This window comes from Pseudomonas putida, from assembly GCF_016406145.1.
Classification (GTDB): domain Bacteria; phylum Pseudomonadota; class Gammaproteobacteria; order Pseudomonadales; family Pseudomonadaceae; genus Aquipseudomonas; species Aquipseudomonas putida_E.
This window is the reverse complement of record NZ_CP066306.1, coordinates 3424595-3448420: the sequence shown is the minus strand read 5'-3', so window position 1 is coordinate 3448420 and position 23826 is coordinate 3424595. Positions and strand designations below refer to the sequence as shown.

Here is a 23826-nt window from a genome sequence, read left to right as displayed (position 1 = left end):
CTAGGTCTCTTGGATTTGAAAGCTGCACGCTAGGGCAAACCGTGCGATAAACTCCAATGGCATCTTTTCACTATTCGATAACATCAGGTTATTGCACCAAAGGTGGATTCATGTCGGACCTTTCTTTTTCTCACGTCTGCAACTGGCTTAAGTTCCGCCACCTCCTGCTCATCGACACACTCGGCCGCACCCACAACATGCATCTGGCAGCACAGCAGATGAACCTCAGCCAGCCGGCGATCAGCAAGATGCTCAAGGAGATCGAGAACCTGCTCGGCTTCGCCCTGTTCGAGCGTCTGCCACGAAGCATGCCGCCCACCGCCCTGGGCGAGCAGGTGGTGCGCTATGCACAGATCGCTCTCAATGATGCTCGGAACTTCGTCGACCAGATCGACAGCTTGCGCCAAGGAGGCCACGGTCATTTGAAGGTTGGCGGCATCTTTGCCGCCACCGCCGTGGCATTGCCCGATGCCATTGTCGAGATCAAGCAGCGCAAGCCGCTGCTTTCGATCGAGGTGGTGGAGCAGACCAGCGACCATCTCATGGCAATGTTGGAGGACAAGAACCTTCACTTGGCGGTAGCGCGATTCACCGATGTTTCACAGTGCCAACGCTTCGACTTCCAGCCCCTGGCGCCGGAGCCGTTCTGCTTCGTGGTTAACGACCAGCACCCTTTGAGCGAAGCCGGGCCGGTGACGCTACCTCAGTTGCTCGAGTGGCCGTGGATCCTCTACCCCAAAGGCACGCCAATTCGCGGTCGCATGGAGCGCGCGTTCGCCGAGGCGGGCGTCGCAGTGCCACGCAACACAATCGACACCATTTCAATGCAGACCTTCCTCAAGGTGCTGTTGGGTGGCCCGATGATCGGCATGTTGCCCCAGGCGATGGTCGAGCCACATATTGCCAGCGGGGTACTCATCAACCTCGACACGCCGCTGCACCTGCCTCCCCAGGATTACGGCATCCTGACCCGCAAAGGCGAGCTCTTGACCGGTGTAGCGTTGGAGTTTGCCGAGATATTGGTGAACAACGCAGGAAGGGCGCAGACGGACTGATAACACATAGTTATCGGATGATCCCCAAAAGCCATTGGGCAAGAATCGCAGAGCCGCATAGATTAGCGACCACTGTCTTACGCAAGGCGAAGGGACCATTCATGACTTCATTTGCAGGCCAACAATTCATCGGCGGTAGCCGCCGTGCTACTGGAACCGCGACGTTGCACAGCGTGGATGCGCACACCGGGCAGGCGCTACCTGGCGAGTTTTTCCAAGCTACCGAACAAGAAGTGAACGCTGCCGCTCTAGCGGCTGCCGCTGCATATCCAATCTACCGGGCGTTGTCCGCTCTGCGTCGCTCTGAATTCCTCGACGCCATCGCCGAAGCGCTGGATGGTCTGGGCGATGATTTCATTGCTACCGTGTGCCGCGAGACAGCCTTGCCACCAGCGAGAATCATGGGCGAGCGGGCGCGGACCAGCGGGCAGTTGCGGCTGTTCGCCTCGGTGCTGCGCCGTGGTGATTTCGCCGGCGCGCGTATCGACCGCGCGCAGCCCCAGCGCACCCCGCAGCCACGCTTGGACATCCGTCAGTGCCGCATGGGCCTGGGGCCAGTGGCGGTATTCGGCGCCAGTAACTTTCCTCTTGCATTTTCCACCGCCGGTGGCGATACAGCCGCAGCGCTGGCTGCGGGCTGCCCAGTGGTGTTCAAGGCGCACAGCGGCCACATGGGTACTGCGCAATGGGTGGCCGAAGCCATCGTAGGGGCCGCCGAGCGTTGTGGCATGCCTGCCGGGGTGTTCAACATGATTTTCGGCGGCGGCGTGGGTGAGGCTTTAGTCAAGCACCCTGCAATTCAGGCTGTTGGGTTCACCGGCTCGCTCAAAGGAGGCCGTGCCCTTTGCGACCTTGCCGCGGCACGACCACAACCGATCCCCGTTTTCGCCGAAATGAGCAGTATCAACCCGGTGCTGGTATTGCCCGGAGCCCTGGCGGTTCGCGCCGAGGCCGTGGCCCATGAACTGGCTGCCTCGGTGGTGCTCGGGTGTGGGCAGTTCTGTACCAATCCCGGCTTGGTACTGGGGGTGCGATCTCCTGAGTTCAGCGCTTTTGTCGAACACTTGCGTGCGCAGGTAGCCGACCAGGCACCGCAGACCATGCTCAACAAAGGCACCTTGGCCAGCTATGCCCACGGGGTGGCCACCCTCAAGGCACAGCCCGGCATTCGCCACCTGGCGGGTGCCGAGCAGCAGGGGAACCAGGCCTGGCCGCAGCTGTTCGAGGCAGATGCGCGGTTGCTACTGGATGGTGAGCCGTTATTGCAAGAAGAAGTCTTCGGACCGGCCACGGTGGTGGTCGAACTTGCCGACCAAGCCCAGTCGCTTGCCGCACTGCATGCACTTGGGGGGCAACTGACCGCCACGCTGATCGGCGAGCAGAGCGACCTGGCCGCTGCCGCGCCGCTGGTCGCCGTACTGGAGCAGAAGGCCGGCCGGATACTCGTCAACGGTTACCCGACCGGTGTCGAGGTCTGCGACGCCATGGTGCACGGCGGGCCGTACCCGGCCACCTCTGACAGCCGTGGCACCTCAGTCGGCACACTGTCGATCGACCGCTTCCTGCGCCCGGTGTGCTACCAGAACTTCCCCGATGCGCTGCTGCCCGAAGCCCTGCGCGACTCCAATCCACTAGGGCTGCTGCGACTGGTCGATGGTCAGCCCAGCCGCGAACCGATTCGCTGACAGGCTCCACCATCGGGCGCCTGGGTGCCCGATGCTACCTAAATAACAACAATCAGGCGTGCCCGACATGCCAAGAGGCTGGTTATGGACCATCAAGTTGTCGACCCCGTGCGCGATCAGGCTTTTGAAGATCGCACCTATCGCAAAGTAATCGTACGAATCCTGCCGGTCCTATTGCTGTGTTACATGGCTGCCTATCTCGACCGGGTGAACATCGGATTCGCGAAACTGAGCATGCTGGAGGATCTGCAATTCAGTAATACTGTCTACGCCCTGGGCGCCAGCGTTTTCTTCTGGGGCTACTTCTTGTTTGAGGTCCCGAGCAATTTGTTGCTGCATCGATACGGTGCGCGGTTCTGGATCGCCCGCATCATGCTGAGCTGGGCCATCATCTCCATGGCTGTCGCATTTACCCAGCCACTTGCCTCGTTCTTCCATGTCGAGTCCAGCACCATGTTCTACGTGCTGCGCTTCCTGCTCGGCATCTGTGAGGCGGGCTTCTTCCCAGGGGTGATTCTTTACCTCAACTACTGGTTCCCGACCCATCGTCAAAGCAGGGTGATGTCTGGCTTCCTGATGGCAATGCCGGTCAGCCTGACGCTAGGCGGTATCATGTCTGGCTGGCTTATGACCAGCATGGATGGCTGGCACGGTATGGCGGGCTGGCAGTGGATGCTTCTGGTCGAGGGCGTTCCGTCGGTGATCATGGCGGCAATCGTTTTTTGCTGCTTGTGCGACAACATCGACAAGGCTGCCTGGTTGACCCCGCATGAAAAGGAGCTACTCAAAGCCAACTTGAAGCAAGATGAGCACGGCAAAGTTTCACGCCTGAAAGATGTCTTCTTCAGCCCACGTGTCTGGCTGCTCGTATTCATCCTGCTGACTTTCAACACAGGTTTTTATGGCCTGGCCTTCTGGATGCCTTCGATCATCAAGAGCGCGGGTGTGACCAGCAGTCTGGAAATCGGCTTGCTGACCGCCATCCCCTATGGCGTCGCGTTGATCGCCATGTTCCTCAACGCACGCCACTCCAATCGCACTGGCGAACGTCGGCTGCATGCCGCGATCCCAGCGTTTATCGGGGGCTGCGGGTTGATCCTCAGCGCGGCTTTCGCACATGACGTTGTGCTTTCAATCGTATTTCTGACCGTGGCTGCATCAGGGGTGCTTAGCCTGATGCCAATCTTCTGGACGCTGCCGGGTACGGTGCTCTCAGGTGTCGCAGCTGCGGCAGGCATTGGCATGATCAACGCTTTCGGCAACCTGTCCGGTTTTACAGGTTCGATGATTACAGCAGTGGCGGAGAACCTCACCGGCGACATTAACAACGGCACCTATGTGCTGGGCCTGTGCCTGTTCATCAGTGGAGCATTGATCATGGCGATCCCGGCCGCGATGTTGAAGCGGCCCGATTCGCAGCCCCGCACGCAGTTGAAGCTGGAGGCTGCATGAGCATCAGCCAAGGAGCAAGCCAGCGCCAGGCGCTGCTGATGTTGGCGCCGTTGCTCGACGAACACGAAAAAAAGCTCGCCAAGCAATTTGATTTGGTACGAGCGTTTGATTCGAAGGCCCAAGAGGCTGTTCTGGCCGACCGGCCGGAACGTTTCCGCGCGGTGGTGACCAACGGAGTGATGGGGGTGCCAACCACGGCCGTTGGCGCGCTGGTCAATCTTTCATTGATCGCCGTGAACGGTGTTGGAGTTGATGGCATTGATTTGGACCAGGTGAAAGCCCGCGGCATTCGGGTTGAGACGACGATCGATATCCTGACGGATGCGGTGGCGGATCACGCAGTGGCATTGCTTTTGAGCCTGCTGCGCCAGGTCTGCGTGGCTGACCGATTCGTCCGGGCAGGCATGTGGCGTGAGGGCGCGTTCCCTTCGCTAGGTACCACGTTGCGAGGGCTGCGCGTCGGCATAATAGGCCTCGGACGTATAGGACAAGCGATTGCGAGTCGCCTGTTGCCGTTCGGAGTCAAGTTGGCGTACCACAACCGCAATGAGGTGTATGGCTGCAATTATGCCTACCACTCCAACGCCTGCAGCCTAGCCGCCTACAGCGACATTCTTATCGTGGCTGCCGCAGGAGGAAATGCCACGTCGCGCCTGGTCAATGCGACAGTGCTGGAAGCGCTTGGGGCGAAAGGCTTCATCGTCAACGTGGCGCGGGGTAGTGTGATCGACGAAGCGGAACTGGTTGCGCGATTGCAGGACGGGCGGCTTGGAGGGGCGGCCCTGGACGTGTACATAGATGAGCCACAAGTCCCCCCCAGCTTGTTTGACCTGGACAACGTAGTGCTTCAACCGCACATAGGCAGCGCCACTCTGCAGACAAGGAAGGCGATGGGAGACTACGTCGTTAATGCGGTTTGTCGATGTACGCGGTGAAGGAACGGCGATACGTTAGCGCCCGGGGAAGGCACATTGCGATGCGCTAAGCTGTAATTCTTCAGGATTGAGGTCTCAGCATGGAATGTCACGTTCGTCCCGCCACGAGCAGAGATGCAGCAGCGATTAGCCGTGTAGTTCTAGCCGCCCTGCATGAGTCAAATTCACAGGACTACCCGCCTGATGTGATCGCTAAGGTGGAACAGAGCTTTTCTCCTGAAGTCATCACCACACAGCTCGCCAAGCGCAGGGTTTTCGTAGCCTTGCTGGGCGAAAAAATTATTGGCACTGCCGGTCTCGACGGTGACGTGGTCAGAAGTGTTTTCGTTGACCCGGCTCACCAGAAAGGCGGTATAGGTCGGCATTTGATGGATGTCATTCATGCAACTGCTGCCCGCGCAGGATTTGATGCTGTGTGTGTGCCATCGTCGATTACAGCTGAAAGGTTTTATACCGCGTTGGGTTATCAGAAAATCCGCGACGAGTTTCATGGGGCGGAGCGCACCATCGTCATGGAAAAGCGGCTCTAGGATTAGGCCAGACTATTTATGCGCATCACCTCGACCTGGGGCTGCAACTGCAACGCTTGCGCTCTTGGCGGGATGAAAGCTGGCAGCGTTGCCGCCGGCTGCTCTTGGTAGAGCGGTAGCCATTTACGGATGACGTTGGCATTGATGGCGAGACTGGAGTTCGCCGTACGCCTACCCGGTCGCGACTGACCGCTATCGACCCATTGCGGCCATTCGCGGAGGCCAATACACGGCCTATTGCGCCCCTTCGACCCTATCGCTCGATAGGTGATCATGGCGCACTTCGATACAGATATGGCCTAGTTCGAAGCTACTATCTTGGCCCTGTGGGGCTATTCCAAGCGTTGCTACAGTGGGCTCCATCAACCATCCACCCACTACGAGCAACTACCCATGAACAACCGCCTTGATTACTTCAAACTGTCTCCCCAAGCGTCCAACAAACTGGTGGAGCTCACCCTGCAACTGAGCAAGAAGCCGCTACTGGCCGATCTCGCCCACCTGATCATGTTGCGCGCTTCGCAGCTAAACGGCTGTTCGTTCTGCGTGGATATGCATGTGAAAGAGGCCAAGATCCATGGCGAGCGCGAGCTGCGTCTTCACCACGTGGCCGTCTGGCGTGAGTCACAGCTGTTTTCGCCAGCAGAGCGGGCGGCGCTGGAGTGGACTGAAGCCCTGACCCAACTGCCGCCTCATGGTATCTCCAACAGCCTGTATGCGAGTGCGCGTGAGCAGTTTTCCGAGCAGGAGCTGTCGGATTTGTCGTTCCTGATCGTCGCCATCAATGGCTGGAATCGCCTCAATGTGGCTTTCCAGGCGATCCCGGGCTCGTCCGATGAACTGTTCGGCCTGAACAAGGCCAACCTCAACTGAGTAACTTGCTGATCAACGCGCCAAGCTGCTCGCCTGGAGCAGTCGTGGCGCAGTTGGTAAAACTCAGGAGCAGACCTGACTGACGCTGCGATGAGGCAGCCCAGCGCGACAACGCTTGTACCGACATGCCCCTCGCCAGCACCTGCTCGGCCAGGGCGGTGTCGCTTACGTCCTCCGGCAAACGCAGTACCAGGTGCATACCGCCTGGCGAGCGTTCCACCTGCATACCCTTCGGCAAACTCCGCTCCAGTGCTTCGATGGTCAATGCCCGTCGTTCGTTGTAGAGGCGGCGCATGCGTTGGATGTGCCGAGCGAAGTGTCCCTCGGCAACGAACTCCGCCACCAAAGCCTGGGTAATTGACGGTGACCCGGCAGCAAACAAGGCCCGTCCGACGCGCTCGAACGCTGCCACCTGCGCCTGCGGCACCACCAGATAAGCCAGGCGAATACCGGGAAACAGCACCTTGCTGAAGGTGCCGGCATACAGCACGCGCCCATGGCGATCCAAGCTGGCCAGCGCTGGAAGTGGACGGCTGACGTAGCGGTACTCGCCGTCGTAATCGTCCTCGACAATCCAGCCACCGGTGCGGGCAGCCCAATCGAGTAGCAGTTGTCGGCGTGGCAGCGACAGTGCCATCGACAGCGGGCTCTGATGCCCTGGTGTCACCATGACGACCTGAGCAGCCCGAGAACCCGCGATGGCGTGTTCTACGTTCATGCCTTCGGCATCAACCGGCACCGCTTCCAGGTCCAGGCCGAACTGGCGAAGCACCTGGCGCGTAGTGGGATAGCCCGGGTCTTCCACCCAGGCGCACTCGCCTGGCTGCAACAGGGTATGTGCGACTAAAGACAGGCTATTGCGCCAACCGCTGGTGATAAACACCTGATGGGCACCGCAATCGATACCTCGGGACACCTGCAGATACGAAGCAATGGCGCTGCGCAACGCTGCCAGGCCGTGGGGTGCTGGATAGTCCAGATCTCCCAGACGCATCCCACGGAGATACCGAGCACCGAGACGCGCCCATATCTTGCGCGGAAATGCATCCAGCGCCGGTACCCCCATCTGGAACGGCAACAGCTGCGGTGGGCGCCAGAGCGAATCAGGCGCGTCTTCGATCACTTGGCTGCTGACTGGTAATACGGTGGCCGCTGACACAGGCTTCTGCAGTTCAGGATTGATTACGGTGCCTTTCTGCCCGAGCGCCAGGAGGTACCCTTCGCTGGCCATCAGCGAATAGGCCAGTTCGACGGTGCCACGTGCCACCCCCAGCTCCTTAGCCATGGCGCGCGCCGACGGCAAGCGGTCACCGGGGGACAACGTGCCAGCGGCAACGGCGGCCAGCACGCGGTCGTACAGTTGACGATACAGGGGCAAGGCGGACTGCTCTTCCAAGGGAGCAAAAGGCGGCTTGGGGGAGGTCATCATGGCCTAGTTCATATCCCATTTCTTGGCTCAATCAAGTGGGTCAATGGTAGTCCAATATAGCGCCATCACCTACTGACGAGGGCAACTCCCATGAAATTCCCTTTGCACAACTTCATACCCAGCGTGCTCGACCTGGCCGACACCGCCCTGCGTCCCTTGGACAGCACCCATGACCTGTGCAGCGCATTCCCGGTAATGCAGCAATTGCGCCCTCATCTAACGAGCGAAGCCGACTTCGTCCGCCGCATCGAGCGTATGCGCCTTGAAGGCTATCGCCTGATTGGCGCTTATGACGCAGGCGTTCTTGTAGCACTGGCTGGTTATCGCTTACAGGAAAACCTGGTCTACGGCGCATTCCTGTATGTCGATGACCTTGTAACCGCCGAGGCTCAGCGGGGTGGCCAGTGGGGGTCGCGCTTATTGCAAGCCTTGGAACGACTGGCGCGCGCCAGCGGTTGTGCACGCCTGGTGCTCGACACGGGTTTGGCCAACGCCCGCGCGCAACGTTTCTACTTCCGTGAAGGCCTGTTGACGGGTGCACTGCGCTTTCAAAAACAGTTCGATACGCCATAACCCGCATGCACACCCAAGGAGGCAAACCTCATGACGTCGTCCCAACAGCCACTTGCTCCTTTGCGCATTCTTCGCCTGGTCGCCAGCCCCAATGCAGAGGCTTCGGAAAGTCTGAAACTGTCCCAGCAGATCCTATTTGCCTTGGCCAGTCAGGCCGGCAGAAGGGGTATCCAGTTGACCGATTTAGACCTCAACACCTTGGTCCCAGTTGATTCGCCTTACGCCCAGGCGTTGGCCAATCAGCGCGTAGTCATAGCAAGCGGTCAGAAGGGTACGTTGAGCCGTTCCGACGAGTTGATCGACCAACTACAGGCATGCGACGTACTGCTGATTGCCACGCCGATGCACAACTATAGCGTGCCCGCCCCACTCAAGATGTGGATCGACCACGTGGTACGCGTGGGCAAAACGTTTTTGGGCACCGCCAAAGGCAAAGTCGGAAATCTGACGGATCGTCCGGTTTACGTCGCAATCGCTAGCGGGGGCTATATCAGCGGCCCACAGGCCCGTCAACCGGACTTTCTGCGCCCCTACCTGTCCGCCGTCCTTGCCACCATCGGTCTCACTCAGGTGCATTACTTCACCGTTGAGGGTACCGCCAAGGGGGGGGAGTCACTGAATACTGGAAGGGCAACAGGGTACGGTGATGTGCAGGCGTACTTTGTTAGGCATAGCCGTCGAGTGGATCAAGTCTAAAGTCCGCTTCAGGGCCGACATCTACTCCAAGCGTTAAGGTTTGCATCTCAACTGGGCCGTATGCCAACAAGCGGCCACGCTCTTCATCGCTCATACAAAGGAAAAGAAATCATGAATCGTCTCAATTGGTTTGAAGCTTCGCCTGGTGCAGCTAAGGCCCTCGGCGGCCTGCATCATTTCGTGACCACCGCGACAAATTTGCCAGCCTCGTTGATCCACCTCGTGTTTCTCAGAGTGTCTCAAATCAACGGCTGCGCTCATTGCATTGATCTTCACTCACGCGATCTGATCAAAGCAGGTATGTCAGTGGACAAGGTGCTGTTAGTGCCGGTATGGCATGAAGCGCAATATTTGTTCTCGGATCAGGAGCGCTCAGCACTGGCTTGGGCGGAAGAAGTCACCAGGGTAAGCGAGACACAGGTATCCGACGAAGCTTATGCAGCCGCATCGGCGATGTTTGCAGAAAAGGATCTTGTTGACCTGACAGCGGCGATTGCCGCAATGAATGCGTTCAACCGTATGGGCGTCAGCTTCCGACTCAAACCTGCGGCTAGGGCTTGATGACCTAGTGACTCGGCCTGGAGAGGTAATACTTCGAAGACGGCACCTCGCTCCTATCGCGTACCGTCTGCTTCAGGCCATTTGCTGACCTTTCCGAACGACCGCTATGGGTCGATAGTGGACAGTGGTGACCGGCTGCTTTCGACGCAATACAGACACTTTTTACCGGGGCCGCTTAGCGACCTATCGGTCATCCAGGAATGGATATACCGGCATGTAGTAGTGCCGCGATAATAAACGGAGACTTTTTCTCCAGATACTCAGCCATCCCACCCGTATTGCTCGACTCCAGTTGGAGCTTCAGCGCTTCATACTGCTGGCGCATTGAGGCATTGCATCTAAGCAAATCTCTGAACCCCAGCATCTGGGTGATCGCAAGATGGCCACGGGCACAAGCGTGGAGCTTGTGCGTGCGAATCCCATCCACATTACGCCGATAGAAATGATGCCCTTCCGATAGATCACTTCCTCGTACATATCCCAAACCCATCAACACCTCGTCCCGCGCCGAGGCGTTGCAATGATCGTGAACCTCGATGAGTACATCGATCTCGGGCTTCGCCGCGAGCCCTGGAACGGAGGTACTTCCAATATGCTGTATGGCAATCAGTTCATCGCCAAAGGCCGAAGCGATGAGTGGCTTGTCTGCCAGAAAGCGGGCGGGCCAAGTGGGGTTGTAGGGAGTGATCTTGCTGGTCAGTGCCATTTCCGTTCCTTGGTGGCTAGTACCTAATGCCCCGAATGGTCCCGCAAAAATTGTGCACTCGCCAGCGACTGATAACGAGACCCCGGCAGTACGGCAATTTAGCGGATCGATTTCGAATCTGATCGAGGTTGGGTAGCTGTCCTGTCCAGCGTCTACTCCTGGCCGACTGTCGCTCCATGCGACCCGCAACTATCGACCCGAAGCAGACAGCGACCCAAAGCTCTGGGGTCAGTACTGGCCTCATCGCCGGCAAGCCGGCACCCACAGAATGGACTGCCCCAGGAAATCACCAGCCTTCAGGCATGCGCTGTACCTGTGGGAGCCGCGCTTGCCGGCGATGGGCCGCGAAGCGGCCCCGGTTACAGATGTCCGCCATGGTCGGGCAGTTCAGCCCTTAGTGCATCATGCCCAGCTCGGCATCATCCATCAGTGCTTTGGCCAACGCACTCAGGTAGTGCGAAGCCCAGATCAGCTGTGGTTTATCGTCCATCAAGCCTTCGATGGTCAGGTCCCGCACATAGCCCATCAGCTCTGAAGCCTGTTCGCGGGCATTCTGGCAAGGGATGCCCGCTTCGATGCGAAACAGTGGGTGGGTCTGGTTTTCACCCTGGTAGAACGTGGTCTTGCCGACAGTGACTTTGGTGTCATCTGGGGTCATTGCGTCTTCTCCCTGAAGGTTTAGGGCCTGGGCGAACGTCATTCCGGGCAACCCGCCTTTAGCTCAGCACCGGTCTCACGCAGCGCGCTGTGCGTATGGGCTTGCCGGCGACAGCGCCCGCCCAGGCAAAACAGGCTTAACGGCCTAGTGCAGAGTGCGCGGCTCGGGCGGCATCTGCAGCTGGATCAGGGCTGATTCGAGCAGCACGCGTAGCGACTCGAGCTCATGCATCGAGGCCATCATCAGAACCGAGGCGGGCGTTCTGGGCTGTAGCGAAACAGCCTGCTGCGCCACGCTCTGCGCGCACAGGGCGAACTCCGCAGCCTGGATGATCGTGTCTTCGAGGGAGTGGTGGTTGTGGGGTGGATCGGGGACGACCTTTAACATAATGATTTTACCGTTAGCGGGGCCGTCACCCACCTGCTGTCAAACAGTGGGGTGGCAGCTGTACGTGGGTTGACAGACCGGCGGTAAAATCACGAAAAGCTCCGGCGCACGCAAGCGTGCCCACACGCACAGCCACCATAAAAAGGAGACCGTCTGCGTGATTTACCGTCACAGCCTGTCAAAGCTGTATCGTTGATGAGCAACGACCTGCCGAGACTAGAACGCAGCCCAAGCGACCGCAACGGAAAAAGTGCGGCGAGAGTATGTTTGGGAAATGGACTACAAGGAAGAGGGAAAATCTGATTTCTTGGTGTTTCCAGCGCTCAAGATGCGGGGATATTGATCGGTCTATGTCAACCAGTCTCGTGATGAATCGATGTTACTGACTTCCCTAGGCGAATTTTTCACTGCCACGAACAACACGACTTGCGCCCCAACCCTGCCGATGGCGGGGTAGAGGCCGGCCAAATGCGGTAATCACGGCCCTTCTTCATCTCATCACCTGTTGAAGTGTCAGGGTCAACCTTGACTTAAATCAGTTTGCGCCGTTAACCGAGGCCTATGCTTGACTAATCGCGATTCATTTCCTGCCCACCATCCCTGCAAGGATCTGACCAATGAAAGCATCCAAACTTGTCGCCCTCGCTTTGACGGTTATGCTTTTCCCCGGTCTAACCTTTGCCCAGCAGGGTTCTACCACCGTCAATCCGACTCAGCAGCCAATGAGCGTTGAGCAATTTGATCAGGAAATGGCAAAGGCCCAAGAAAACCTGAAAAAAATGCAGGAACAAATGAGCCTCATCCAGAAAACCACTGATCCAGCGCAGCGCCAGAAACTAATGCAAGATCACCAAGTCATGATGCAGCAAGGAATGCACATGATGAATGGAATGTTGGGGTGCTGCGGCGGCGGCATGATGGGCGGTCACATGATGGGGAACGGCCACAAGATGGGCTGGGGACAGATGGGTAGCCATTACTCCCAGATGACACCTGAGCGGATGAAGCAGCACCAATACATGATGGACAGATACATGGGGATGCAGCAAATGATGATGGATCAGATGATGCAGCATCAACAGAACATGGGCACACCGCCTCGCTAAGGAAATCCTGAAAAAGGCTTCCTGATTTGGCAAAGTCCCCGGACACCAATCACCGAGCTTTTCGATGATGAAGCAAATGACCTTAGGCGACGCCGAGTACGCCGGTAAGCGCAAGCCTGCGCCAGACACTGGTGTCGACGATGACTCGGGGCTGGTGCACAGCGTGGTGGTCACTGCGGCCAATGTCGCGGACCTGACTCAAGTCGACAAACTGCTACACCGTGCTGAGAACGTGGTCTGCGCTGATGCGGGCCATACCGGTGTCAAAAAGCGAGTTATACCAAAGTGCGCTTCCGAGGCTTGGCGAAGAACACTGCAGATGGTGAAACTGTTCGCCCTGTCGAACCTGTGGATGGCGCGACGACATTTGCTCTCCAGCGCAGGAGAGGTGCGCCCTTAATGAGACAAATGGCTGCATTTTTTAAGCGGACGCGATCGTCCTTATCGCCAAGACTCCCATCCGCCAGAAGGCTCTTATCCGAGCAGGACCAGGGCGACAACGTTCGCCCCGGTTCTTATTGCCGCTGTTACTGGAGGTGTTGCTTGATCGCCTGTGCAGCCTGGTCCATCGCACTTCGCGTGCCAGGGACTTCGCCGAGGACATTTAGTAGGCCGAAGTCGTGAATCATCCCGTTGTAGCGCACGGCGGTTACCGGAACACCGGCGGCATTCAACTTGCGAGCATAGGCTTCACCTTCATCACGCAGCACGTCCATTTCAGCAGTTTGTACCAGTGCCGGCGGTAAACCTTTCAGCTGATCCAGGCTGGCACGTAGCGGCGATGCGTGAATGTCGTCGCGCTGCTTCGGATCAGTGGTGTAGCTGTCCCAGAACCACTGCATCATGTTGCGTGTCAGGAAGTGCCCTTCGGCGAATTGGTTGTAGGAACTGTTGTTGAAGTTGGCATCAGTCACGGGCCACAGCAGTGCCTGGAAGCGCAACTTCGGTGTTCCGGCTTCCTTCGCCTTGATGGCTACTACTGCAGCCATGTTACCGCCGACGCTGTTGCCAGCCACAGCCAGGCGGCTGCCGTCGACACCGATCTCCTTGCCATGCTCAGCGACCCAGCGGGTGGCAGCGTAAGCCTGGTTGATCGCTGTGGGGAACTTGGCCTCGGGCGATGGCGTGTAATCGACGTAGACCGCCGCCGCACGAGAGCCCACTACCAGGTCGTGAATCAGCCGCTCGTGGGTCGGATAATCGCCCAACACCCATCCACCACCATGGAAGAACATGAACACCGGCAGGTCACCCTTAGCGCCCTCCGGCCGCACTACCCGGATCTCCAGCGGCTGGCCATCGGCCTGGATGGTACGGCGCTCGACCTGAATACCGGACAAGTCGACCTTCACGCTTGCCTGGGCGCCGGTCAGCACTGACCGGGCGTCTTTAGGCGACATGGTCTCAAGCGGCTTGCCGCCGCCTGCAGCCAGAGCCTCAAGGAAGCCTTGGGTGGTGTGTTCCACGCCCGGGCTACCAGCGGCGAAGGCACTGTTGACAGCCAGAGCCAGGAGGCCGGCGGTGAGGGTACGGGACAGTTTCATGGTTTGAGCTCCTAGGGCGTGGGTAGGTGTGGCGAATGCTTTGGGAATGGTCATGATCGTTCTCAAGTGTCTCGTAGGTGTGAGCGATTACTTCGTGCTTGGGATTTACTTTGCGCGATAACATTTTGTGCGCAAAATATATTTCCGCTATGGTCGCGATTAAATTGGTGCATCAGTCTCGGATGACCGCCGGCCCCGCCAGCCATTGATAGGCGCCGTGCTTTGTCCTTGGCAGCGCCATCAGAGGGCTCTCGCCGTCCGCCTAGTCACGCTCGCACCCCGACGAGGCCGTCGAATGTGCACCTGAGCCGTACCAAAGGCTCTCCTCACCACCTGACGTCATCAGCCGTTGGCTGGGATAGGGTCCATTTCAGGAAGTTAAACGATGAGGCCGCCCAGGAATTCATTCCAAGTACCGCCACCTCTACTTTCGCCAACCAGGCCATTACTAGAAATCCATGCATGAGAATCCATTTCATTGCCCACGAATCGTTTGAGGCACCCGGAGCCTATGAGGACTGGGTCAGGACCCTTGGGTACGAGGCCAGCTTGGAGCCGCCCGATCCATCTGAACGCGGTCGTGGCTGATTGCCCGAAGCTGTCTATCACTGGGGCGCGCTCCTTTAATCGAAGAAATCACCTTATGGTGCTTGACCGGAGAGAACGATCGTTCTACATTGAATCCATGAGCAGACCAACGATAGATCACAGAGCCCAGATCCTGGCCACCGCCGAGAAACTCATCTACGAAAATGGGATTCATGCCACGGGCATGGACCTACTGGTGAAGACCTCTGGCGTGTCAAGGAAGGGTATCTACAACCACTTCGCTACCAAAGATGATGTCGCAGCTGCGGCCTTGAGCGCCCGTGACGTACGCTGGATGCAATGGTTCAGGACTGAATGCGACAAAGCCGCTACGCCGTACGATCGCATACTGAGCATGTTTACTGTTTTGAAGGGCTGGTTCGAGACCGATGGTTTCCGCGGCTGTGCGTTCATTAACACGGCAGGCGAGGTAGGGGATCCCGATGACCCCATCCGCCAGATCGCAAAGCTGCACAAGCAAAAGCTCTTAGACTATACGTTTGAGCTGACTGAACAATTGAACACCGATCAACCGTTGGACTTAGCCAGGCAGTTATTTATTTTGATGGAAGGCGCAATCACCACGGCTCGGGTTATGGGTGATTATCACGCTGCGGATAATGCAAAGGAAGTTGCGCAGATGTTGCTGAAAGAGCTCGCGCCCTAAAGCTTGAGCTTCAGAGACACCACTCACACTTATCTATCCAACTAGACTGGAGTCACTACCATGTCCAATGCCCAAACTCGCCCGCCACTTCCTCCTTTCACTCGCGAAACAGCGATTGAAAAAGTTCGCCTGGCTGAAGATGGTTGGAACAGCCGCGACGCGGAAAAAGTCTCGCTCGCCTACACGCTGGATACCAGATGGCGTAACCGCGCTGAGTTTGCTACCAACCGTGAAGAGGCCAAAGATTTCCTCACCCGCAAGTGGAAAAAAGAACTGGATTATCGCCTGATCAAAGAGCTCTGGGCTTTTACCGACAACCGCATCGCCGTCCGTTACGCGTACGAGTGGCATGATGATTCCGGTAACTGGTTCCGCTCCTACGGCAACGAGAACTGGGAGTTTGAAGCTGATGGCCTGATGCACCGTCGCTTCGCCTGCGTAAACGACATGCCTATCAAGGAAAGCGAGCGCAAGTTCCACTGGCCGCTGGGCCGCCGTCCAGATGATCATCCGGGGCTGACTGAGTTGGGGCTGTAACTCCGGCACCGCTATAGATTCTTTCAAGCTCAGGATGCTTGGCTAGGCAGAATGTAATTTAAATTCGATTGCTGCCACTGCAGGTAAAGTACGAACGCCTTCTTGCATAAGCACGACGCTACTGAATGTTTTTCCACGGAAACCAAATTCCGAGGATGCGCACGCCTACATCAATAGCATCTCTATTAATGGCGACCGCTTTCGTCAAGGCGCCGGCAATAGATGTTAATGCTGTCGTTAGTAATGCAGTTCAACTTTCACAGTTGATGGTTTGACGGGCCTTTCTTCAGGCCTGCGATGTACTGGCACTGGCTTACTCAATTATCCAATTAATCTGGAGGCACCACCATGTCCAATACCCAAGCTCGCCCGCCACTTCCTCCTTTTACTCGCGAAACAGCGATTGAAAAAGTTCGCCTGGCTGAAGATGGTTGGAACAGCCGCGACGCGGAAAAAGTCTCGCTCGCCTACACGCTGGATACCAAATGGCGTAACCGCGCTGAGTTTGCTACCAACCGTGAAGAGGCCAAAGATTTCCTCACCCGCAAGTGGAAAAAAGAACTGGATTATCGCCTGATCAAAGAGCTCTGGGCTTTTACCGACAACCGCATCGCCGTCCGTTACGCGTACGAGTGGCATGATGATTCCGGTAACTGGTTCCGCTCCTACGGCAACGAGAACTGGGAGTTTGAAGCTGATGGCCTGATGCACCGTCGCTTCGCCTGCGTAAACGACATGCCTATCAAAGAAAGCGAGCGTAAGTTCCACTGGCCGCTGGGCCGCCGTCCGGATGACCACCCAGGCCTGTCCGAGCTAGGCCTGTAAGTCATCGTTAACCTGATCCTTTTGACTTAAAGGGTCAGGTTTCTTCGCTCAGACGCCATGCGTCATCCCTATTGTGATTTGTGCTACACATCAGCGCGCCGTCGGCGCCTAGAAAGCCAATAGGGGGCTTTCCTCTCCTTCCAAACTCCGCTTCGTCGGTCGCGCAAAGCTCACTGATCAAGATCGCTGGATACTTCTTTAGCCAGCTCGATGAAGATTCGCACCGCCGCGCTCAGAAAAGCGTCTTTGCGCCGCATTAGAACAGCCCGTCGCTGCAAGCGCTCCGGCTCCAGCGTGATGGCCACCAAGTCGTCATGGGCCAACGCAATTCTGGCAGGCAATAAGGTCGAGAGATTCGTTCGTCGAACGATCTCGATCACTGCGCCTAGGGCATTGGCCTCCATCTGAACCTTGGGGCGAATCTCATATTTGCGGCAGTAACGGTCGATTTGCTCGCGAGTCGCAAACTCTGTGCTGAGCAAGACTAGAGACTCAGCACTCAGGCCGTGCGAGGTAATGGAGCGTTCCTCGGCCAGGCGGTGTCTGCGGTTCATAACCAAAGCGAGCGTTTCGTTCAGCAAGGGGATGGCTTCGATGTCCGGTGCATGTATTTCATCGAATGCGATCCCTACGTCCAACTCTCCCGCCAACAGCAGCTCCTCGATACGCTCCTGGGAGATCTCTTTCAGATTGACGATGATGTTGGGGTACCTGAAGTGAAATGCCTCGATCAGCGGCCCCACCAGATAGGTTGTGAACGTCGGCGTTACGGCAACACGCAATGAGCCACGGCTGAGGTCGCTGACATCATGTATAGCTCTTTTGGCTTCCTGCAATTCCTGATACGCACGGCGCGCGTAGAGAAGATAGACATCGCCCGCGTCAGTCAAACGCGTCGTGCGGCCTGATCGGTCAAACAACTGGGCTCCAAGGCTTTCTTCCAACTGCCTTACTTGCTGAGAAAGGGCCGGCTGAGAGACATGCAGCGCCGCTGCAGCCTTTGTGAAACTGAGATGTTCCGCAACGGCCAGAAAGTACTGGATGTGTCGAGCGAGCATGATTATACCCATAAGATAATCTGATCCGACTCATAATAAATGAGACTTTTACCTTATGTCATGCACTGCTTAATCTTTGTCTCACACCCAGCGACATTGAGACAGTAGCCATGAAAGCGATCATCGACGGATTTCTGAAGTTTCAAAAAAACGCTTTCCCTGAGCGGGTCAAACTGTTCAAGGACCTTGCCAATCAGCAGGCGCCAAAGGCTCTCTTCATCTCCTGCTCTGATAGCCGACTGGTGCCTGAGCTGGTCACCCAACGCGAGCCAGGCGATCTGTTTGTAATCCGCAACGCCGGCAATATCGTGCCGTCGTATGGGCCAGAGCCGGGTGGCGTTTCGGCTTCGGTCGAATACGCGGTCGCCGGACTTAACGTTGCAGACATCGTGATCTGCGGCCACTCCGACTGCGGTGCGATGACCGCCATCGCCACCTGCAAATGCCTGGATCACATGCCCGCTGTGGCCGGCTGGTTGCGCTACGCCGACTCGGCCAAGGTAGTTAATGAGGCCCGTCATCACGTGGATAAGCCCAGCAAAGTCGCCTCCATGGTGCGCGAGAACGTGATCGCGCAACTGGCCAACATCCAGACCCACCCATCCGTTCGCCTGGCTCTCGAAGAAGGCCGCGTGACCCTGCATGGCTGGATCTATGACATCGAGACCGGAGGTATCGACGCCTTTGATGGCAGTACCGGCACCTTCGTGTCTCTCGCGGAAAACCCAGAGGTCCACGCCGTTTCCCAGCAAGCCAGGCACGTCGCCTGAAACCTGTACCTGCACCTTTACTTAGCCAGGAGATTCACCATGATCCAGACTCAAGCCACCCGCACCGCTCGCCAAGAACTGACCGAAGTTATCATTCTGGCCAAGGCTCGCAAGGACCTGTCCTTTGCGCAAATCGTTGACGGTACCGGCCTGTCCGAGGCCTTTGTTACCGCTGCATTGCTTGGCCAACATCCTCTGCCTGAAAGCGCCGCGAAGGTCGTAGGCGATAAGCTCGACCTCGATGCTGATCAAGTCGCACTGCTGCAATCGATGCCGGTCCGCGGCAGCTTCTTCGACGGCGTGCCGAGCGACCCAACCATCTACCGCTTCTACGAAATGATGTCGGTGTATGGAACCACCCTCAAAGCTCTGGTCCACGAGAAGTTCGGCGACGGCATCATCAGTGCCATCAACTTCAAGCTGGACATCAAGAAGGTCGAAGACCCGGACGGTGGCCACCGTGCTGTGATCACCCTGGACGGCAAGTACCTGCCTACCAAGCCCTTCTGATGTAGTTCAGCCCGGCGCCTGACTGCGCCGGGCCACCCCCAGCATTTATGAGGACCGAGCGCCGATTGGATGCTCAGGCCTTCTTACGCCCTCAGTACAGGTGATTACCATGAAACTGTTACTCGTTTTGTTCCTAGGCTGTCTTGGTTCTGTTGCTATGGCCGATGACCAAGGTGCTCAAACTGCACAAACTACCGTCGAACCCTATCGCTACTCTCAGAATCTAGATATCGCGCACGTTGTGGCTGTTACGCCGGTGCCCAATGTCTGCGATGTTGTGCCGATGCAGCTGACTTACGACGACTCCAAAGGCGAGCGGCATATCATGGAGTACCGCATTGTGGGGAATGGTTGTTCAAATAACTGATGCACCGTCCATACCTCTGCTCCGGGACATTAGGGGCACTGCGATCGAAGCTTAATATTCTGCATGGAAGGGGGCCCACTCCGAAGATCGCTGTGGGCTCTCTGGCTTCCGACAGATGGAGATCCGCCCAAGCAAGACCAATCGGTTGCCGACTCGGAGCCCAATTGGATTTGCCTCGGCTGCTTCATCCAAGGTCGCAAATAGTCGAAAGCAATCGGGCATGGATGTGGGGTTAAACTCGAACCATGCGGCGCTACGATTGGAGAGTGTTTTTACACACACTGGGCCCGAAGCTGCCCGTCACGAAGGCTAAGACTCGGCCAAAAGCAAACACTCAAGGTTATTTGCCGCATAGGGAGAGTTTTTCTGGGCCTCGCTCGACAATCTTCCCTAGGCCGACTGTCATCCGGTCTTCCAGCGGGCACTGGAGTTTTTATGCGAAACACTGAAAACGTCCGGTCATTGGGGGGGAGGGGCCAATGGAAGGTAATCGATCCCACGATTCAATTGTTCTCGCTCAATCTGCTTCCAATTAACGAATGCCGCTAATGCTGGTATAGAGACTGCTGCACACGTATTTGCCAGCAGGAGAGGTCCCATGCAACTCAGCCGTGCCAATCTGGCCGACTTCGTCTACTTCCTGGCCATCGTCCGCCACCAGAGCTTCAACCGGGCCGGGCTTGAGGTGGGCATCAGCGCATCGGCGCTTAGTCATGCGATCAAGGGGCTGGAGACTCGCCTTGGTGTTCGCCTGCTAAACAGAACCACCCGCAGCGTAACCTTGACCGCCGCCGGCGAAGAGTTGCATACGCTGATCAGTGGGCCTATCGATGAAATCGGCCAGGCGATGGAGGTGCTCAATCGCTACCGCGATGAGCCTACCGGGCGTATTCGTTTGAATACCTTGAGCGATGGCGCGGACTTGCTGCTCGGCCCCGTATTACCCCTTTTCAATGACCGCTACCCCGACATCGAAATCGACCTGACGGTAACCAACCGTTTGGTAGATGTGATTGGTGGTGGGCATGACGCGGGCATTCGTTACGGTGGAACGGTGCCTGAAGACATGATTGCCCAGCGCCTGTCGCCGGACATCCGCTGGGTGGTGGCGGGCACTGCCAACTACCTTCAGCGCTTTGGCGAGCCGAAACATCCGCAGGACTTGCTTAAGCACCGTTGCTTACGCATTCGCCTGGGCAATGACCGTATGTACGACTGGGAATTCGAGAAAAATGGTGAGCAGTTGGCCATCGCTGTTCCGGGTGCGACTACCATTGATGAGACGCGCATTGGCGTGTCACTGATTCGTCATGGCGCGGGGTTGATGTACGCACCGGAGCCAGTGATTGCGCCGCTGGTGGCCAGCGGCGATTTAGTGAGGGTGCTGGATGACTGGTCCAGCGTCGCGCCGGGTTTTCACATGTATTACTCGAGCCACCGGCAATTGCCGGTGGGCTTGCGGCTGTTGATTGACCTGATTCGCGAGGTTCAGCCGTTGGGGCCGATCAGCCCCTGATCAGGCCGGTTTGGTTTTTCTGAAACACCGCAAGCAGGCCAAGCGCGCCTGTCATCAATGAAAAGAGTCATTTGCCCGGCTTAGTCCCGGCACCACGAGGCCCTGCCAAGCGCGCTCGGCGAGTAAGCGGTAGCGTTTTTGAGGTCAGCTTTCGTGGCGGTTGGCGAACACATCTTTGACGACTGGCACGGCAGAAAACACGTTTGGCCAGCCTGCATAGAACGCCAGCTGCGTAAGCATTTCAGCGGTCTCTGGCTGGGTCAGGCCGTTGTCCATTGCGCGATTGAGATGGTAGGTCACCTGGGCCACCTGGCCGTTCGCAATCAGGGCGCTGACGGTGATCAGGCTGCGGTCGCGGGGCGCCAGATCGGGCCGCAGCCACAGGTCATGGAACAGCGCGTCGCCGGTGTAGTGCACCAGCCCAGGTGAGACGGGGCCGACATTGTTGGCAACCGCTTGCGCCCGCACGTTCTCGGCGGCTTCGTTGATGGGCAGCCGCGTAGGTGCAACCGGCGGTAACTGATCAGCCCCGATCCCTCGGCTGGCAAATACCGCTTTGGCAGCTGCCACGCTGGCAGTGGCATTGGCCCAGCCGGAATAGAAGGCCAGGTGGTTGATCAGTTCGGATAGCTCAGCCGGTTTCACGCCGTTATCCAGGGCTAGATTCAAGTGATACGCCAACTCTACGGTCTGGTTACGGCTGATCAACACCGCGAGTGTGATCAGGCTGCGGTCGCGGGGTGAAAGGCCTGGTCGCTTCCACACTTCGTCCAGCAGCAGCATCTCGGTGTTGTGCGCCAAGGCGGGCGAGACTGCGCGAACGTCGTCCAGGCTCGGTGCGACGGGGCTTTGCGCAATGCCGGTGGGTGTAGTTTTGTCGGCGGTGGAGCAGGCGGCCAACAACAGGGAAAACGAGGCGAGGGCGGTCTTTAGCAGTTTCATTCGGCGGCCTCGTATTGCGCCTCGCTGACGGGTTCCAGCCATTCGACGTTCTTGCCGTCGAGGGACTCTTGAATGGCCATATGAGTCATGCCGGTGGTGGCCGTTGCGCCGTGCCAGTGTTTGACGCCTGGGGGCGTCCAGATCACATCCCCCGGTTTGATCAGCTGTTTTTTACCGCCCGCTTGCTGCACCCAGCCGGTACCGGCGGTAACCACCAGGGTTTGCCCCAGCGGGTGGGTGTGCCACATCGAGCGTGCGCCCGGTTGGAAATTGACGTAACCAGCGGAAACCCTGGACGGCGCACGGGCTGGGAAAAGCGGGTCTATGCGTGCGCTGCCGACAAAGCTGGTGGCCGGCCCGTTGATGGAAGGCTGCTCACCGTTCCTTACAACCAGCATCGTTTGATCGGGTGCAGGGCCGGAGGCGATGGCTGCCGCCGGGATCAGAACAGTAGCCAGGGCAAACCCAGCAACGATTTTTGGCATCAGTAGGCTCCTGAGGTAACGGCCGATTCAGTGGCCAAGTTAGTGCAGCGCAAACGCGGTGACTACCGGCCTCAGGTCGCATGAAGTTGTGAGTAGGGCTCATCAATTGCTGAAACGGTCTGATTATAAGCCCACTCATTCATGAGCTTGGCTCATCGGAACATCCTGTTTTCTCCGGCTAGTCCGCCCGCCCTTGGCTGAATACGCTGCTAACCATCTGGTTCAATCTTTGTAACGGAGATCATCCATGAGCTTTGAATTTCGCAACCAAGTCGCACTGGTCACCGGCGCGGCGTCCGGCATTGGCTTGGCCACCGCCAAGATCGCTGCCCTCAGCCACTGAGGAAACAGGATGAAAATTCCGACTTTGATAGGGGCTTGCGCGGTGGCTTGCTTAACCGCCGCTCAAGCGCTTGGAGAAGACATGCAGACGGTAGTGCGCATTGCCCAGCTTGAAATAGACCCAGCCAAACTGCAGGCATACGAGGCGGCGGTTAAAGAGGAAATGGCCGAGTCGATCCGCCTTGAGCCTGGCGTGCTGGCCATCTATTCGGTGGCGGAGAAAGACCAGCCGAACCGGCTGCACTTCTTCGAGATATACGCGAGCGATGAAGCCTATCGGAGCCATATTGCCTCAGCGCATTTTCAGAAGTACGCGGCGGTGACCCAGTCGATGATTCTTTCAAAGCGATTGATCGAAACCACGCCCGTTCAACTGAGCGCCCAAGCTGGAAAGTGAGGGTTGGTTTGGAGAAGTGAAAGCGGCCAGATTCCACAGTCACCCAACGCAGCGCGGTGATACCGCTCCTACAAAAGCGCGTGCGACTAGCGCTCTAGCAGAGCAGCTGTCTTGCGACTAGCTTTACCTCCAGCACTAAGGCCTCCGTCCACAACTCAACCAGCTAGAGGTTCGTCATGACTAAAAACATCGATCTGACGATCACGCCCGATTACCTCAATCCGTTTGCTTCGCCGGACAATCCCAAACTAAGCCCCGAGCTGGTGGAATACCTGTCTGATAGTGCCTGGTTCCACCCAGAGCTGAGCCTGCAGATCCGCTGCCCGGAAGAGGAGCGAGAACGCCTGCAGCAAGCCATCAGAAATACCTTTGCGCAAAAGAGCGAACAGCTCAGAGGGGATATTCGCACGCAGCGGCTGGTAGCACTGACACTCTTGGGCTTGGCGCTAGCCTTGGTGCTGGCAGGCACGGCGCTGGGCATTGAAGGCACCATCCCCGTGGGAGTCGTTACCGTCACCGCTTGGATGCTGCTCTGGCGCAGCGCAGAGATATTCTTTCTGGATATCCGCAGCGTCAACCGGCAGCTGCGTAAGTACCAGCGTATCGCCAGCGCTTCACAGCAGTTTCGATAG

The 23826-nt window shown here is 57.6% G+C and carries 27 protein-coding genes and 1 pseudogene; 20 read left to right on the top strand and 8 right to left on the bottom strand.

Going from position 1 to position 23826, the window contains the following annotated elements:
* Nucleotides 1-110 precede the first annotated feature (110 nt).
* The 6 genes from JET17_RS15780 (at nucleotide 111) to JET17_RS15755 (ending at nucleotide 6530) form a co-directional block, all read left to right on the top strand.
* Nucleotides 111-1055: a LysR family transcriptional regulator gene (locus tag JET17_RS15780; RefSeq protein ID WP_012314960.1), complete on the top strand. Its 945-nt coding sequence runs from the start codon at nucleotides 111-113 to the stop codon at nucleotides 1053-1055.
* A gap of 101 nt (nucleotides 1056-1156) precedes the next feature.
* Entirely contained in the window at nucleotides 1157-2740 is a 1584-nt protein-coding gene (locus JET17_RS15775) for an aldehyde dehydrogenase (NADP(+)) (RefSeq protein ID WP_012314959.1), read from the top strand.
* 84 nt (nucleotides 2741-2824) lie between these two features.
* A complete protein-coding gene (locus tag JET17_RS15770; RefSeq protein ID WP_012314958.1) occupies nucleotides 2825-4192 on the top strand; it encodes an MFS transporter in 1368 nt (455 codons plus the stop codon).
* Nucleotides 4189-5127 carry a 2-hydroxyacid dehydrogenase gene (locus JET17_RS15765; protein WP_012314957.1) on the top strand — a complete coding sequence of 313 codons (939 nt, stop codon included), beginning with the start codon at nucleotides 4189-4191 and terminating at the stop codon, nucleotides 5125-5127. The genes JET17_RS15770 and JET17_RS15765 overlap by 4 nt, the downstream gene beginning before the upstream one ends.
* A gap of 80 nt (nucleotides 5128-5207) precedes the next feature.
* Nucleotides 5208-5657, top strand: coding sequence for a GNAT family N-acetyltransferase (locus JET17_RS15760; protein WP_012314956.1), 450 nt, complete (start codon nucleotides 5208-5210; stop codon nucleotides 5655-5657).
* A gap of 393 nt (nucleotides 5658-6050) precedes the next feature.
* The gene (locus JET17_RS15755) at nucleotides 6051-6530 is read left to right on the top strand and encodes a carboxymuconolactone decarboxylase family protein (protein WP_012314955.1); all 480 of its coding nucleotides are present in this window, start codon (nucleotides 6051-6053) and stop codon (nucleotides 6528-6530) included.
* On the opposite strand, the gene JET17_RS15750 is transcribed toward JET17_RS15755, so the two are convergent.
* Nucleotides 6523-7959 carry a PLP-dependent aminotransferase family protein gene (locus JET17_RS15750; RefSeq protein WP_012314954.1) on the bottom strand — a complete coding sequence of 479 codons (1437 nt, stop codon included), beginning with the start codon at nucleotides 7957-7959 and terminating at the stop codon, nucleotides 6523-6525. The genes JET17_RS15755 and JET17_RS15750 overlap by 8 nt on opposite strands.
* A gap of 90 nt (nucleotides 7960-8049) precedes the next feature.
* Here JET17_RS15750 and JET17_RS15745 point away from each other — a divergent pair, with 90 nt between their 5' ends.
* From JET17_RS15745 to JET17_RS15735, 3 genes are all read left to right on the top strand, one after another.
* Nucleotides 8050-8532, top strand: a complete 483-nt coding sequence (locus tag JET17_RS15745) for a GNAT family N-acetyltransferase (protein WP_012314953.1) — start codon at nucleotides 8050-8052, stop codon at nucleotides 8530-8532.
* Between the two features lie 30 nt (nucleotides 8533-8562).
* On the top strand, nucleotides 8563-9228 hold the full coding sequence (locus tag JET17_RS15740) for an FMN-dependent NADH-azoreductase (RefSeq protein WP_012314952.1): 666 nt from the start codon (nucleotides 8563-8565) through the stop codon (nucleotides 9226-9228).
* 111 nt (nucleotides 9229-9339) lie between these two features.
* The gene (locus tag JET17_RS15735) at nucleotides 9340-9789 is read left to right on the top strand and encodes a carboxymuconolactone decarboxylase family protein (protein WP_012314951.1); all 450 of its coding nucleotides are present in this window, start codon (nucleotides 9340-9342) and stop codon (nucleotides 9787-9789) included.
* 190 nt (nucleotides 9790-9979) lie between these two features.
* Here the strand turns inward: JET17_RS15735 and JET17_RS15730 are convergent, their stop codons facing one another.
* The 3 genes from JET17_RS15730 to JET17_RS15720 all read right to left on the bottom strand — a co-directional run bounded on the left by JET17_RS15730 (nucleotide 9980) and on the right by JET17_RS15720 (nucleotide 11540).
* On the bottom strand, nucleotides 9980-10495 hold the full coding sequence (locus JET17_RS15730; protein WP_012314950.1) for a GrpB family protein: 516 nt from the start codon (nucleotides 10493-10495) through the stop codon (nucleotides 9980-9982).
* 394 nt (nucleotides 10496-10889) lie between these two features.
* Nucleotides 10890-11153, bottom strand: a complete 264-nt coding sequence (locus JET17_RS15725; RefSeq protein ID WP_012314949.1) for a DUF3077 domain-containing protein — start codon at nucleotides 11151-11153, stop codon at nucleotides 10890-10892.
* Between the two features lie 144 nt (nucleotides 11154-11297).
* Nucleotides 11298-11540 carry a hypothetical protein gene (locus JET17_RS15720; RefSeq protein WP_012314948.1) on the bottom strand — a complete coding sequence of 81 codons (243 nt, stop codon included), beginning with the start codon at nucleotides 11538-11540 and terminating at the stop codon, nucleotides 11298-11300.
* A gap of 617 nt (nucleotides 11541-12157) precedes the next feature.
* Here JET17_RS15720 and JET17_RS15715 point away from each other — a divergent pair.
* Both JET17_RS15715 and JET17_RS15710 read left to right on the top strand, forming a co-directional pair.
* A complete protein-coding gene (locus tag JET17_RS15715) occupies nucleotides 12158-12646 on the top strand; it encodes a hypothetical protein (RefSeq protein ID WP_012314947.1) in 489 nt (162 codons plus the stop codon).
* 67 nt (nucleotides 12647-12713) lie between these two features.
* Nucleotides 12714-13046: pseudogene (locus JET17_RS15710) on the top strand (transposase); the annotation flags it as partial.
* Between the two features lie 127 nt (nucleotides 13047-13173).
* Here the strand turns inward: JET17_RS15710 and JET17_RS15705 are convergent.
* Nucleotides 13174-14190: an alpha/beta hydrolase gene (locus JET17_RS15705; protein ID WP_012314945.1), complete on the bottom strand. Its 1017-nt coding sequence runs from the start codon at nucleotides 14188-14190 to the stop codon at nucleotides 13174-13176.
* 685 nt (nucleotides 14191-14875) lie between these two features.
* Here JET17_RS15705 and JET17_RS15700 point away from each other — a divergent pair.
* From JET17_RS15700 to JET17_RS15690, 3 genes are all read left to right on the top strand, one after another.
* Nucleotides 14876-15445, top strand: coding sequence for a TetR/AcrR family transcriptional regulator (locus JET17_RS15700; protein WP_012314944.1), 570 nt, complete (start codon nucleotides 14876-14878; stop codon nucleotides 15443-15445).
* Nucleotides 15446-15505: 60 nt separating this feature from the next.
* Nucleotides 15506-15982 carry a DUF1348 family protein gene (locus tag JET17_RS15695; RefSeq protein ID WP_012314943.1) on the top strand — a complete coding sequence of 159 codons (477 nt, stop codon included), beginning with the start codon at nucleotides 15506-15508 and terminating at the stop codon, nucleotides 15980-15982.
* Nucleotides 15983-16330: 348 nt separating this feature from the next.
* Nucleotides 16331-16807, top strand: coding sequence for a DUF1348 family protein (locus JET17_RS15690; protein WP_012314942.1), 477 nt, complete (start codon nucleotides 16331-16333; stop codon nucleotides 16805-16807).
* 170 nt (nucleotides 16808-16977) lie between these two features.
* On the opposite strand, the gene cynR is transcribed toward JET17_RS15690, so the two are convergent.
* Nucleotides 16978-17865, bottom strand: a complete 888-nt coding sequence (gene cynR / locus JET17_RS15685; protein ID WP_012314941.1) for a transcriptional regulator CynR — start codon at nucleotides 17863-17865, stop codon at nucleotides 16978-16980.
* 110 nt (nucleotides 17866-17975) lie between these two features.
* On the opposite strand from cynR, the gene JET17_RS15680 reads away from it, so the two are divergent.
* The 4 genes from JET17_RS15680 (at nucleotide 17976) to JET17_RS15665 (ending at nucleotide 21028) form a co-directional block, all read left to right on the top strand.
* Nucleotides 17976-18635 (top strand): carbonic anhydrase, encoded by a 660-nt coding sequence (locus tag JET17_RS15680; RefSeq protein ID WP_012314940.1) that lies wholly within the window; start codon nucleotides 17976-17978, stop codon nucleotides 18633-18635.
* 39 nt (nucleotides 18636-18674) lie between these two features.
* Complete coding sequence (gene cynS / locus JET17_RS15675) at nucleotides 18675-19145, top strand: cyanase (RefSeq protein ID WP_012314939.1); 471 nt, start codon at nucleotides 18675-18677, stop codon at nucleotides 19143-19145.
* Nucleotides 19146-19254: 109 nt separating this feature from the next.
* Entirely contained in the window at nucleotides 19255-19512 is a 258-nt protein-coding gene (locus JET17_RS15670; RefSeq protein ID WP_012314938.1) for a DUF2790 domain-containing protein, read from the top strand.
* 598 nt (nucleotides 19513-20110) lie between these two features.
* A complete protein-coding gene (locus JET17_RS15665; protein WP_012314937.1) occupies nucleotides 20111-21028 on the top strand; it encodes a LysR family transcriptional regulator in 918 nt (305 codons plus the stop codon).
* 144 nt (nucleotides 21029-21172) lie between these two features.
* On the opposite strand, the gene JET17_RS15660 is transcribed toward JET17_RS15665, so the two are convergent.
* Nucleotides 21173-21970, bottom strand: coding sequence for a carboxymuconolactone decarboxylase family protein (locus JET17_RS15660; protein WP_012314936.1), 798 nt, complete (start codon nucleotides 21968-21970; stop codon nucleotides 21173-21175).
* Complete coding sequence (locus JET17_RS15655; protein WP_012314935.1) at nucleotides 21967-22455, bottom strand: cupin domain-containing protein; 489 nt, start codon at nucleotides 22453-22455, stop codon at nucleotides 21967-21969. Before JET17_RS15655 ends, JET17_RS15660 begins: the two co-directional genes overlap by 4 nt.
* A 352-nt stretch (nucleotides 22456-22807) precedes the next feature.
* Between JET17_RS15655 and JET17_RS15650 the strand changes: the two genes are divergently transcribed.
* Nucleotides 22808-23194 (top strand): putative quinol monooxygenase, encoded by a 387-nt coding sequence (locus JET17_RS15650; RefSeq protein WP_012314934.1) that lies wholly within the window; start codon nucleotides 22808-22810, stop codon nucleotides 23192-23194.
* A gap of 176 nt (nucleotides 23195-23370) precedes the next feature.
* A complete protein-coding gene (locus JET17_RS15645; RefSeq protein WP_012314933.1) occupies nucleotides 23371-23826 on the top strand; it encodes a hypothetical protein in 456 nt (151 codons plus the stop codon).